Origin of the sequence: Luteococcus sp., assembly GCF_043424415.1 — a bacterium.
Lineage (GTDB): Bacteria > Actinomycetota > Actinomycetes > Propionibacteriales > Propionibacteriaceae > Luteococcus.
Genome location: NZ_JBHWOO010000052.1, coordinates 1 through 11,511 on the forward strand (window position 1 = coordinate 1; position 11,511 = coordinate 11,511).

Consider the following 11,511-nt stretch of genomic DNA (forward strand, 5'->3'; position numbering starts at 1 on the left):
ACTGTGGACCCTGGTGGGTCCGCCCGCCGTCGGCCGTGCCGGGCTCAGGACTCCCAGCGGCCGGCGACCAGGTCCACGAACCAGGTGAACAGGGCCTTGGCCCGGGCGTCGGAGCCGCTCATCATCTCCGGGTGCCACTGCACCGCGAACAGGTCGAACTCCGCGCCGGTGTACTCCACGGCCTCGACGATCCCGTCGGCGGCGCGGGCCACCACGGCCAGCTGCTCGGCCACCCGGTCCACCGCCTGGTGGTGGAAGGAGTTCACCACGGCGCTGCGGGTGCCCCAGGCGTCGTCCAGGAAGCTGTCCGGCTCGATGCTGATCGCGTGCGCGCCCAGCGCCGGGTTGCCGCCCATCATGTGGCGCTGAGGGCTGCCGGCGTGCGAGATGTCCTGGTGCAGCGTGCCGCCCAGGAAGGTGTTGACGATCTGCAGGCCGCGGCAGATGCCGAAGGTGGGCAGGCCGGCCTCGCGCGCCAGCCGCAGCGCCTCCAGCTCGAAGGCGTCGCGCATCGGGTTCGGCACCCCGCACTCCAGCCGGGGCTGGGCGCCGTAGCGCAGCGGGTCGACGTCCTGGCCGCCGGCCAGCACCAGGCCGTCGAGCAGGGCCAGCTGGTCGGGCAGCACCGAGAGCTCCGGCGTCGGCGGGATCAGCACCGGCACCGCACCGGCCGCCAGCAGCGAGCGGTGGTAGTCCTCGTTCACTGTCACCCGCGCATAGCCCGGGAACAGGTAGTGCGGGTCCAGCTCCAGGTTCGTGATGATGCCGATCACGGGACGGGTGGACATCAGGCCTCCAGGGGGTCGCGACGAGCGGTGGGCTCGCCGCGGTAGGCGCCGAGCTTCCAGGGAATGTACAGGGCCAGCGGCAGCACCACGTAGCCCACCACCATGGCCCAGACGGCCCACTGGTTGGTGGATCCGTCGGGATTGCTGAACTGGCCCTTCCAGTCGAAGCGCGCCATCAGGAAGACCGAGGCGGCCAGGCCCAGCAGCGGCACCACCACGTCGGTGAGCACATTGCGGTGCGCCGCCAGGGTCTGGTGGCGGGCGCGGCCCAAGAAGAAGAGCACCACGGCCACCGGCACCACCAGGAATTGGATGAAGCGGGAGACCGAGGAGATCACCATGATGCCGCGCATCGAGTAGCCGAAGGCCATCGGGATGGCGATGGCCACGCCTGCGGTCAGCAGGAAGGCGGCCACCGGGACGCCACGGCGCGACTCACGGCTGATGAAGCCCGGCACCATCCGCTGCCGGCTCATCGCGTCGAAGATGCGCGGGGTGGAGAAGGAGGCGGCCACGTTGATGCCGAACATGCTCACCACCGCGCCCAGCACCACCAGGTTGCGCACCACCGGGTTGGCGAAGGCACTGGCCAGGATCACCGGCTCGGTGGAGTTGAGGATGCCGGTGGGGTTGACCATCATGGCGATCCCCACGACGCCCACGTAGACCACCATCACCAGCAGCACGCCCAGCGGGATGGCACGCGGCAGGTTGCGCTCCGGGCGCTCCATCTCGCTGGCGGCCGTGGCCACCGACTCGAAACCGGTGTAGGCGTAGAAGGCGCTCAGCACCGCGCCCACGAAGACGGTGGTGGACATGGCCGGGAATAGCGGGCTGCCGTCGGATGCCTGCAGGCCGGAGATCTCGCCGAAGTGGTTCTCCCCGGTGCGGGCCAGCACCACCAACCCGGCGACGATGGCCAGCACCAGCGCGGCGACCTTGCCGATGGTGGAGATGTTGTTGAACCACTTGGTGATGCCGGTGCCGGCCAGGTTGATGGCCAGCAGGACGGCCATCAGCACGACGAAGCCGATCGTGGTGCTGGTGGAGGTGACCGCCTCCTTGCCACCGACGATGCCCAGCACGGTGGTCACCACGGCGGTGGCCATCACGCCCCAGGCGATCGCGCCCGCCATGAAGCGGGTGACGCCGACGTAGAAGCCCAGGTCGTCGCCGAAGGCGCGGCGGGCGTAGGCGAAGGAGGAGCCGTTCTCGCTGACGTACTTGGCCGCGGAGGCGAAGGTGACTGCCAGCAGGCCGGCGAACAGGCCGGCCAGCACGTAGACCAGCGGGGTCCAGGTGCCGGCCACCTTGATGACGCCGGCGGGGGACAGGAAGATGCCGGTGCCGATGATGCCGTTCACGGTCAGCAGCACGATGGACCAGAAGCCGAAACGGCTGCGGGTGGCCGCGGGCGCGGCGGGGGCGGGCTTTGCCATGTGCCCATGCTCCGCCCTGACGGGTTGAACCTTCCGACCCGTCAGGATGTGGACTCAGCCGGGCAACGCCCCCAGGGCGCGCGCCACCACCACGGCACTGGTGGCGGCCCAGGCCTGCGGACGGCAGGAGGCCGGGTAGGGCTGGGGCGGGAAGACCTCGTCGGAGCCGAGCCCGCCGAAGAGCTCGGGCAACCGGAAGCCGTAGCCCTCGGCGGCCTGCAGCAGGCCCCGGGCCAGCCGGGCGGCCTGCTCCTGGTGCCCGGTGCGCAGCATCGCGTCCAGGATGAAGGCAGTGTCGTGCGCCCACACCGAACCGACGTGGTAGCCCAGTGGCCAGTAGCCTCCATTGGTGCTGCTCATGGTGCGGATGCCGTAGCCGGAGAACATCGAGGGGTGCATCAGGCGGTTGACGACGATCTCGGTCTCGGTCTCGTCGAGGATGCCGGTGCCCAGCAGGTGGCCCATGTTCGAGGCGACGCCGTCCACCTGCAGCTTGTTGCCCTGTTCGTCGGTGGCGCCGTCCAGCGCCAGCACGGGATAGGGGCCCAGCTCGTCGCTGGCCCAGAAGTGGCGACGGAAGCGCTCGGCCAGCTGCGCGGCCCAGTCGCGCCAGAAGTTCGCGGTCTCGGTGTCGCCCTCATAGGATTCCAGCAGGCGCGCACCGCCCAGGGCGGCGGCGTGGGCATAGCCCTGCACTTCGGCCAGGGCCACCGAACCGGCCGCCAGGTGCCCGTCGCGGAAGCGGATGGAGTCGCCGGAATCCTTCCAGCCCTGGTTGGCCAGGCCGTGGCCCGACTCGTCGCGATACTCCAGGAAGCCGTCGCCGTCGGAGTCACCGAAGTCACGCATCCAGTCCAGGGCGCGGCGAAGGTGTGGCAGCAGGGCGCGCACCTCCTCGGCGTACATGCCGGCCTGGTCAGCCTCGTCGAAGAGCATGATCCACAGCGGGGTGGCGTCGACGGTGCCGTAGTACAGCGGTGGCAGGCGCATCTGGTGCTCCGGTGGCGCCTCGACCTCCCCGTCGACGCCGGTGACCGGGCCGTGGGTCAGTGCCATCTCCAGCGGTTCCTGGCGCACCTCGTGCAGGATCTTGCCCGGCTGTTGCGCCTGTTCGACATCGATGGTGCTGCCCTGCAGCTCGGCGAGCACCCGCAGGGTCCCCACCGCCGTGGTGACATCGTGCTGCACCAGGTTGCGGGCGCTGATCAGTGAGTCGCGGCCGAACAGGGTGAAGTACCAGGGCGAGCCGGCGGCCAGGAAGGCGCGAGACGGGTTGTTGCGAGGCGCCATCCGCAGCCCGTTGATGTCGGCGAAGCTGGTCTGCAGCAGCCGGTCAAGGGCGGGATTGGTGCCGTCGGTGTGCGGGGGGCGAAGCAGGGGAGCGGTGGTGGCGCAGAAGGGCGCCGCCTGGTCGGCGAGCTCCAGCTCCAGCCCGGCCTCGACCCGTCCGCGGGCGGGCAGCAGCAGCGTCCAGGTGAGCAGCCAGCCCCCGTCGAAGGCCTCCACCTCGGCCGCAGTGTGCAGGGTGGCGGTGGTGGACCCGTCGCGCCAGTGGAACCGGCGGGTTCCGTCCTCGCCCTGTTCCGGGGTCACCGGCGCGGCCTGCTGGCCCGACTTGATGGACGGCATGGTGGTGGCATCGGGCTGCAGGAAGAGCTGCAGCCTCACCTCCACCTCGCGCATCGAGGCGGTGGACAGCACCAGGCGCTCGCGCAGCCCGTCCCTGTCCACCTCGCGATGGCGGTCGAGGACGACGGCCGGGTCGACGCCCAGGTCGTGGGTGCGCACCACGTACTGGAAGCGGGCGGAGGAGCCGCCCGGCTCGTGGCTGGCGACGTGCTCCAGCTCGTGGCTGGGCGAGCTGAGCAGCAGCTGCGACAGGACGCGCGAATCGCCGCAGTAGACACCCTCGGCCACCCGTTGCGGGGCCAGGCCGTCCACCTGGCCGTCGAACGCGGACCATACCTGGACCGGTGCGCTGAGCACCACCGAGAGGTTGGTGAGATAGGGCTGTTGCATGGTGACCAATCTGGCTGGGGACGAGAGCTTCGTTGCGCTGGTTCTTTTTCGCCGGAGGTTCTTGACGTGAGTGCCTTCGACCGGCGAGGCTATCAGCAATCTTGATCGTTCAAAAGAGGGCAATGGCGCTCTCAGGCGGTCATGATCCACAGGAGGTGAGGCCGATGGCACGCCCCACGCTGGTCAGCCTGGCCAAGGAGCTCGGCGTCTCGCGACAGACCGTCTCGAACGTCATCAACGCCCCGCACCTGGTGCGCGAGGAGACCCGCGAGCGCGTCGCCGCCGCCATCAAGGCATCCGGCTACCAGCCCAACCAGGCCGCCCAGAGCCTGCGCAACCAGAAGTCACGCACCATCGCGATGCGCATCTACCCCACCCTCGAGGAGGGCATCAACGGCGCCGTCATGGACCGCTTCCTGCACTGCATGGTCGACGAACTGCGCACCGCCGGTTACCACCTGCTGCTGGTGACCGCCGACGACGTCGACGACGAGCTCGAGACCATCACCGCCATGCACCTGCGCGGACGCATCGACGGCTGCATCCTCACCCACAGCCATGCCGACGACCCGCGCCCCGCCCAGCTCGCCGAGGCCGGCGTCGAAATCGCCTGCTTCGGCCGCCCCTGGGGAGCGGAGGAGACCAGCACCCACGCCTGGGTCGACGTCGACGGAGGCGCCGGCACCCTGGTGGCCACCCGGCACCTGCTGGACCAAGGGCACCACCGCATCGGCTTCATCGGCTGGCCCGTCGGCAGCGGGGCGGGCGACGACCGTCGCAAGGGCTGGGCGCAGGCGATGCGCGCCGCCGGCGTCGAGGGCTTCGAACAGTGGACCACCGAGGGCATCGACACCATGGACAGCGGCCTGGCCGGCATGGAGCAGCTGCTCGCCGCAGGGGTGGAGGCCGCCGTGTGCAGCTCGGACTCCCTGGCCCTGGGAGCCGTCGAGGCCCTCCGTCGCAGCGGACGGCTCGACGAGGGCAGCGCCCCCGTGATCGGCTTCGACGACACCCCCGTCGCCCGGGCGATGGGCCTGCCGAGCATCGACCAGAACGTGGAGCAGGCCGCCCGCCTGCTCTGCCAGCAACTGCTCAGACGCCTCGACGGGGACCACAACCCCGTCCCGGTCACCGAGCGTCTCGTGACCCCCTCCCTGGCCGTGCGCGGGCTTCGCGCCATGGTCCTGGCCGGCGCGAAGACGTGAACCCGCAGCGCCGGGCCATGCCCGACCCCGCCCCCCTCGAACGAAGGAAGAACCCAATGACCACCACCCGCCTCGGCGCCCTTGTCGCAGCGCTCGCCCTGCCCCTGGCCCTGACCGCCTGTGGCGGCGGCTCCGGATTCGAGTCCGGCAGCCCGGCCAGCGGCGACGTCTCCGCCTCGGCCGTCGCCATCCCCAGCCCCACCAAGAACGAGGTCTCGGTGCTGATCGGATCCTCCACCGACGCCGAGACCAAGGCCGTCACCGACGCCGTCAAGGCCTGGAGCGCCAAGAGCGGCATTCCCGCCACGGTGCAGGTGGCCGCCGACCTGCCCCAGCAGGCAGCCCAGGGCTTCGCCTCCGGCAAGCCCGCCGACATCGTCTACACGGCCACCGACGTCTTCGGTGCCTGGACCAAGGCCGGCAACCTGCAGCCCTACGGCGACGCCCTGCAGAACAAGGACGACTACTACCCCGCGCTGAAGGGGGCCTTCACCGCCGACGGCCAGTTCTACTGCGCCCCCAAGGACTTCTCCACCCTCGCCCTGGTGATCAACCAGGACCTGTGGAAGAAGGCCGGCCTGACCGATGCCGACATCCCCAAGACCTGGGAGGACCTGGAGAAGGTCGGCAAGAAGCTCACCCAGGGCAAGGTGAAGGGCCTCACCTTCGGCCCCGAGATGCAGCGCCTGGGCGTCTTCATGGCCCAGGCCGGTGGCGGCCTGGTGACCGACGGCAAGGCCACCGCCAACTCCGAGGCCAATGTCGAGGGCCTCGACTTCGTCAAGAAGGGCATGGCCGACGGCTGGATGGCCTACTCCAGCGACCTGGGCGCCGGATGGGGCGGCGAAGCCTTCGGCAAGGGCCAGGCCGCCATGGTGATCGAGGGCAACTGGATCACCGGCGCGATGCAGGGCGACTACTCCGACGTGAAGTACACCGTCGCCGAACTGCCTGCTGGCAAGGCCAAGGGCACCCTGCAGTAGACCAACTGCTGGGGCGTCACCGCCAAGGGCGACAACATCGGCGGCGCCGTCGACCTGGTCAAGGCGCTCACCACCACCGAGCAGCAGCTCGCCTTCGCCAAGGCCTTCGGCGTCATGCCCTCGCTGCAGTCGGCCAAGCAGGAGTGGAGCAAGGCCAACCCCACCATGGTCCCCTTCGTCGACGGCGCCGAGTACGCCCAGAACCTGCCCGCCCAGGTGGGTGCCGCCGACGTCATCAAGGACATGAACGCCCAGCTGGCCCAGCTCAAGACCAAGGAACCGAAGGCCATCCTGGACAGCGTCCAGGCCAACGTGGAGCCGGTCGTCGACGACTCGGCCAAGTGATCCGGGCAAGGAAGAACGTCTGATGTCACATCCCGCGGGCCCCACGGCCCCGCCCCGCCGGCGACGCGCCGCCAATCGACAGGGCGTCGCCGGATGGCTCTTCGTCTCGCCCGTGCTGGTGATCCTGGGGCTCTTCCTGTTCATCCCGATCCTGATGGCGCTGTGGGTCAGCGTCTCGGACTGGTCGAGCAATGGCAGCCCCTTCGACCCTTCGGTCGGCTTCGTCGGCGCCGAGAACTATCGGGCGGTGCTGGGCGGCAAGGGGCTCGCGGGACGTGACTTCGGCATCGCGATGCGCAACAACCTCTACTACGTGCTGCTCGTGGTGCCGCTGCAGACCCTCATCGCCCTCTTCCTGGCCGTGATGGTGACCCGCAAGGGCCTGCGCGGCAAGGGATTCTTCCGCACCGCCTTCTACTTCCCGAGCGTCACCAGCTCGGTGGCGATCACCACACTGTGGCTCTTCCTGTTCAACGCCTCCGGCTCGGTGAACAAGGCCCTGGGCTGGCTCGGCGTGCACGGCCCCAACTGGTTCGCCGACCCGCGCGGTGTGCTCGGCCTGCTGCTCGAACCCCTCGGCGTGCACGAGACCGGCGCACTGGCCAGGCCCGGCTTCCTGGGTGTCAGTGCCTACCAGTGGCTGCAGGGCCCCTCGGTGGCGATGTGCGTGTTCATCCTGATGGCCATCTTCACCACCTCGGGCACCTTCATGCTGCTGTTCATGGCCGCGCTGCAGAGCATCGGCGAAGAGACCGAGGAGGCCGGCATGATGGACGGCGCCAATGCCTGGCAGCGTTTCCGCCACATCACCCTGCCGATGCTCAAGCCCACCCTCTACACCGTGATCACGCTCGGCCTGATCGGCACTTGGCAGGTCTTCGACCAGATCGCCATCGGCTCGCAGGGCGCCCCCGCCAAGACCACCCTCACCCCGGCCTACCTGAGCTTCACCAAGGCCTTCAACGACGGCGAGTGGGGCCGCGGCGCCGCGATCGCCTTCGTGCTGTTCGCCATCATCATCGTGATGACGATCCTGCAGCGCCTGGTGCTGGGCAGCTCGGACTTCTCCGCGATGACCCGCAGACAGCGTCGGGCTGACCGGGCCGCCCGGACGCGCGCCCTCACCCACGCGAACACGAACAATGGAGGTGTCGCATGAGCACCGAGACCTCCCTGGTGCCCGGCGGGCGCCCGTCGCGGGCCGGCACCTGGATCACGCTGGCCGTGCTGTGCTTCCTGGCCCTCGGCTACGTCTTCCCCTTCGTGCTGCAGGTGGCCAGCTCCTTCAAGAGCGACACCGAGGCCACCGCCAACCCGATGGGCCTGGTGCCGCAGGTGTGGACCACCGCCGCCTACCAGCGGCTCTTCCAGAACTCCGACTTCCCGTTGTGGTTCGCCAACTCCGTGGTGGTGACGCTCTTCGTGACTGCGGGCCGCGTCTTCTTCAACTCGCTGGCCGGCTATGCCCTGGCGCGGCTGCGCTTCCCCGGACGCCGGCTGGTCTTCCTGCTGCTGGTGGCCGTGATGAGCGTGCCCGGCGTAGTGCTGCTGATCCCCAAGTTCCTGGTGATCAACACCCTGGGCATCTATGACTCCTACCCGGCGCTGGTGCTGCCGCTGCTGGTGGATGCCGCCGGGGTGTTCATCATGAAGAACTTCTTCGAGTCCATCCCGGCCTCGGTGGAGGAGGCGGCCCGCATCGACGGCGCCGGCACCTTCCGCACCTTCTGGTCGATCGTGCTGCCGATGGCGGTGCCCGCGCTGGTCACCATCACCATCCTCAGCTTCCAGGGCTCGTGGAATGAGTACAGCCACTTCATCATCACCTCGCAGGACCCGGCGTTGTTCACCCTCACCAAGGGCGTCGGCACGCTGGCCTCGGGCGGCCTGGGCGGCAAGACCAACCAGTTCCCGCTGAAGCTCGCGGCAGCCGCCGTCATGACGATTCCCGTCGCGGTGCTCTTCTTCGTCTTCCAGCGGCGGATCATGAACACCTCGGCCGGTGCGGTGAAGGAGTAGCCGCACTGGTCGTCGCGGTCCTGTCTGGCACAAGTGGCAGCCGCCGAGCACACGGTCGAGTCGTCGAGCGCACGTAGGAGCGTGTGCCCGGCGTGCCCTTCTGGTGCTCGGCGAACGTGGTGTTGTCGGGGTGTTGTCCGTGCACCTGTGCTCCTTCCGTCACCCACGAGGCCCGGGGGACGATCCGGTGCATGGAGACGAGGATGATGGCCGATGTACGCAGCACCCGCCAGTTGCGGGCCGACGGGATGGACGCCCGTGCCCTTCGGCGAGCCGTGGGTGAGGGCAGCGTGAAACGGGTACGACGAGGCGCCTACCGTCCGGCGGGTGAGATCGGGCTGCGCGACGAGCACCGACGCCTCGTGGAGGCGACCATCGGCGAACTCCAACCGGGAACGGTGGTCAGTCATGCCTCGGCCGCCGTCCTGCACGGGCTCGTCGTGCGCCAGGGCGCGCTGCAGCGAGTGCACCTCACCCGCCATGGTCGCGGGCGACGAAACCAGACCGTCCACGTGCATCCCGCACCGCTGCTCGACCAGGAGTGCACCAGCGTGCGCGGCATCCCGGTCACCACCATCGCCCGGACCTTGGCCGACCTGGGACGTACCGAGGAGCTCCGATGGGCGGTGGCCGGCCTGGATGATGCGCTGCGGCGCAATCTCACCGGCCCGTCCGATCTGGCCGTCGCGGTGGAGCGGGCTCGCGGACTGCCCGGGATCCACGGGCTGCGCGCCGCCATCCCCTTGGCCGATGCCCGGTGCGAGAGCGTGGGTGAGTCACTGTGTCGGGTGGCCTTCCACCAGTGGGGTCTGCCTGCACCCGTCCTGCAGCACGAAGTGAACGACAGTCGGGGCCTGGTGGGCAGGGTCGACATGGCCTGGCCGGAGCACAAGGTGCTGGTGGAGTTCGACGGGAAGGTGAAGTACTCCTCGCTGGTACGGCCGGGGGAGACACCGTCAGAGGTGGTCTGGCGTGAGAAGCGCCGCGAGGACCGGCTGCGGGCGCTGGGCTGGCAGGTCATCCGTGTCACGTGGGACGAGATCTTCAGCGCCCCTGAGGCGGTCTGCCGTCAGGTCGCGGCCGCCCTGTGGCGCTGAAGCCACAGCCATCACGCGCAGGATACTGGGCACACGCTGGGGTGCCCGAGTACTTCGAGGGTTCACCGAGCACTGGCACGGGTGTCGGGGCCCACGAGGAGGCCGTCGAGCACGCGCAGGGATACCCAAGCATCTCGGGGGGATCACAGAGCACACGCAGGGGTGCCCGGGCTCACGTTGGAACGTGTGCTTGGGGTGCCCAAGGTGTGCTCGGGGCGCCTACCGTGTGCTTGGGGTGCTCAGGGGGTGCTGGGGCGGGGTGCCGGATCCACGGACGGGCACTCGGGGGCCAGAGCCCGGGGCAGGCCAGCAGGTGAGGCCCACAAGCGGATTGCGGCCTAAGCCCCCGCGAAACCGTTCGGGTTCTCGCTCTGCCAGCGGAAGGTGTCGGCGCAGGCGTCGGCGATGCTGCGCTCGGCGCGCCAGCCCAGCTCCTGCTCGGCCAGCGACGGGTCGGCGAAGGAGGAGGCGACGTCACCGGGACGTCGGGCCACCACCTCGTAGGGGATCGCGACGCCGGAGGCCTCCTGGTAGGCCTTGACGATCTCCAGCACCGAGGCCGGACGGCCGGTGCCCAGGTTCCACACGTGGTGTCCATCGTGGGAGCCCAAGTAGTCGAGGGCCGCCAGGTGGCCGGCGGCAAGGTCCACCACGTGGATGTAGTCGCGGGTTCCGGTGCCGTCGGGGGTGGGGTAGTCGTCGCCGAAGACCATCAGCTTCTCGCGACGGCCCGTCGCCACCTGTGCGACGAAGGGCAGCAGGTTGTTCGGGATGCCCTTGGGGTCCTCGCCGATGCGGCCCGAGGCGTGGGCCCCGATCGGGTTGAAGTAGCGCAGCACGCCCACCCGCAGCTCGGGATCGGAGGCGGAGACATCGGCCAGCACCTGCTCCACCATGTGCTTGGTGCGGCCATAGGGATTGGTGGCGCCGGTGGGGGCGTCCTCGCGGAAGGGCGGCTCGGACAGCTCGCCGTAGACCGTCGCCGAGGAACTGAAGACGATCGTGTGGCAGTCGTGGCGGCCCATCGCCTCCAGCAGGGTGAAGGTGGAACCCAGGTTCTCGCGGTAGTAGGTGAGCGGGATCTGGGTGGACTCGCCCACGGCCTTCCAGCCGGCGAAGTGGATCACGGCTTCGGGCCGGAAGCTGGCGAAGGCGGCATCCAGCGCCTGCTCGTCGCGCACATTGGCCTCGACGAAGCCGGGCTCACGCCCCGCCAGCTCGCCGACGCGTCGCAGCGACTCGGGCGAGGAGTTCGACAGGTCGTCCACCACCAGGACCTCGTGCCCCTGCTCCAGCAGGGCAAGAGTTGTGTGGGAGCCGATGTAACCGGCACCGCCGGTGACCAGGACGCGCATGGGTGAACCTTTCGGGAGGGATCGTGACCAGTCTACGCAGCCAGCATGGCGCCAGTGGTGGTGGACTGGCCGTGTGGGCGGTGTGTGCGTGCTGTGAACCGGTACCAGCGATGGCGGGAGCCCCCTCAGCGGGTCAGTCCCACCTCGTGCGCGAAGAGCACCAGCCCAACCCGGTCGCGGGCCTGCAGCTTTGACAGCAGCCGTCCGATGTGGGTCTTGACGGTGCCCTCGGCCATGAACAGCCCGGTGGCGATCTCGGAA

At 69.5% G+C, this 11,511-nt stretch carries 11 protein-coding genes; 6 read left to right on the forward strand and 5 right to left on the reverse strand.

The window, feature by feature from the left end:
* Positions 1–44 precede the first annotated feature (44 nt).
* The 3 genes from ACHFFZ_RS02775 to ACHFFZ_RS02785 are packed head-to-tail and all read right to left on the reverse strand — an operon-like array spanning position 45 to position 4,246.
* Positions 45–788, reverse strand: a complete 744-nt coding sequence (locus ACHFFZ_RS02775; protein WP_394275137.1) for a gamma-glutamyl-gamma-aminobutyrate hydrolase family protein — start codon at positions 786–788, stop codon at positions 45–47.
* The gene (locus tag ACHFFZ_RS02780) at positions 788–2,227 is read right to left on the reverse strand and encodes an APC family permease (protein ID WP_394275138.1); all 1,440 of its coding nucleotides are present in this window, start codon (positions 2,225–2,227) and stop codon (positions 788–790) included. The genes ACHFFZ_RS02775 and ACHFFZ_RS02780 overlap by 1 nt, the downstream gene beginning before the upstream one ends.
* A 54-nt stretch (positions 2,228–2,281) precedes the next feature.
* Positions 2,282–4,246, reverse strand: a complete 1,965-nt coding sequence (locus ACHFFZ_RS02785) for a glycogen debranching N-terminal domain-containing protein (protein ID WP_394275139.1) — start codon at positions 4,244–4,246, stop codon at positions 2,282–2,284.
* Between the two features lie 164 nt (positions 4,247–4,410).
* Here ACHFFZ_RS02785 and ACHFFZ_RS02790 point away from each other — a divergent pair, with 164 nt between their 5' ends.
* The 6 genes from ACHFFZ_RS02790 (at position 4,411) to ACHFFZ_RS02815 (ending at position 9,895) form a co-directional block, all read left to right on the forward strand.
* Positions 4,411–5,451 carry a LacI family DNA-binding transcriptional regulator gene (locus tag ACHFFZ_RS02790; RefSeq protein WP_394275140.1) on the forward strand — a complete coding sequence of 347 codons (1,041 nt, stop codon included), beginning with the start codon at positions 4,411–4,413 and terminating at the stop codon, positions 5,449–5,451.
* 56 nt (positions 5,452–5,507) lie between these two features.
* On the forward strand, positions 5,508–6,434 hold the full coding sequence (locus ACHFFZ_RS02795; protein WP_394275141.1) for an extracellular solute-binding protein: 927 nt from the start codon (positions 5,508–5,510) through the stop codon (positions 6,432–6,434).
* A 114-nt stretch (positions 6,435–6,548) separates the two neighbouring features.
* Positions 6,549–6,779, forward strand: coding sequence for a hypothetical protein (locus tag ACHFFZ_RS02800; RefSeq protein WP_394275142.1), 231 nt, complete (start codon positions 6,549–6,551; stop codon positions 6,777–6,779).
* A 22-nt stretch (positions 6,780–6,801) separates the two neighbouring features.
* Positions 6,802–7,938, forward strand: coding sequence for a carbohydrate ABC transporter permease (locus tag ACHFFZ_RS02805; protein WP_394275143.1), 1,137 nt, complete (start codon positions 6,802–6,804; stop codon positions 7,936–7,938).
* Positions 7,935–8,798, forward strand: a complete 864-nt coding sequence (locus ACHFFZ_RS02810) for a carbohydrate ABC transporter permease (RefSeq protein WP_394275144.1) — start codon at positions 7,935–7,937, stop codon at positions 8,796–8,798. The genes ACHFFZ_RS02805 and ACHFFZ_RS02810 overlap by 4 nt, the downstream gene beginning before the upstream one ends.
* 191 nt (positions 8,799–8,989) lie before the next feature.
* A complete protein-coding gene (locus ACHFFZ_RS02815) occupies positions 8,990–9,895 on the forward strand; it encodes a type IV toxin-antitoxin system AbiEi family antitoxin domain-containing protein (protein WP_394275145.1) in 906 nt (301 codons plus the stop codon).
* 338 nt (positions 9,896–10,233) lie between these two features.
* Here ACHFFZ_RS02815 and galE read toward each other — a convergent pair whose 3' ends face one another.
* Positions 10,234–11,250, reverse strand: coding sequence for a UDP-glucose 4-epimerase GalE (galE, locus tag ACHFFZ_RS02820; RefSeq protein ID WP_394275146.1), 1,017 nt, complete (start codon positions 11,248–11,250; stop codon positions 10,234–10,236).
* 125 nt (positions 11,251–11,375) lie between these two features.
* Positions 11,376–11,511, reverse strand: a 136-nt coding sequence (locus ACHFFZ_RS02825; protein ID WP_394275147.1) for a LuxR C-terminal-related transcriptional regulator, incomplete at its 5' end; no start/stop codon positions are given.

What these genes read in the sequence shown, in the direction of transcription:
- ACHFFZ_RS02775 (WP_394275137.1), bottom strand. Translation starts at nt 788, where the DNA reads ATGTCCACCCGTCCCGTGATCGGCATCATCACGAACCTGGAGCTGGAC.
- ACHFFZ_RS02780 (WP_394275138.1), bottom strand. Translation starts at nt 2,227, where the DNA reads ATGGCAAAGCCCGCCCCCGCCGCGCCCGCGGCCACCCGCAGCCGTTTC.
- ACHFFZ_RS02785 (WP_394275139.1), bottom strand. Translation starts at nt 4,246, where the DNA reads ATGCAACAGCCCTATCTCACCAACCTCTCGGTGGTGCTCAGCGCACCG.
- ACHFFZ_RS02790 (WP_394275140.1), top strand. Translation starts at nt 4,411, where the DNA reads ATGGCACGCCCCACGCTGGTCAGCCTGGCCAAGGAGCTCGGCGTCTCG.
- ACHFFZ_RS02795 (WP_394275141.1), top strand. Translation starts at nt 5,508, where the DNA reads ATGACCACCACCCGCCTCGGCGCCCTTGTCGCAGCGCTCGCCCTGCCC.
- ACHFFZ_RS02800 (WP_394275142.1), top strand. Translation starts at nt 6,549, where the DNA reads ATGCCCTCGCTGCAGTCGGCCAAGCAGGAGTGGAGCAAGGCCAACCCC.
- ACHFFZ_RS02805 (WP_394275143.1), top strand. Translation starts at nt 6,802, where the DNA reads ATGTCACATCCCGCGGGCCCCACGGCCCCGCCCCGCCGGCGACGCGCC.
- ACHFFZ_RS02810 (WP_394275144.1), top strand. Translation starts at nt 7,935, where the DNA reads ATGAGCACCGAGACCTCCCTGGTGCCCGGCGGGCGCCCGTCGCGGGCC.
- ACHFFZ_RS02815 (WP_394275145.1), top strand. Translation starts at nt 8,990, where the DNA reads ATGGAGACGAGGATGATGGCCGATGTACGCAGCACCCGCCAGTTGCGG.
- galE (WP_394275146.1), bottom strand. Translation starts at nt 11,250, where the DNA reads ATGCGCGTCCTGGTCACCGGCGGTGCCGGTTACATCGGCTCCCACACA.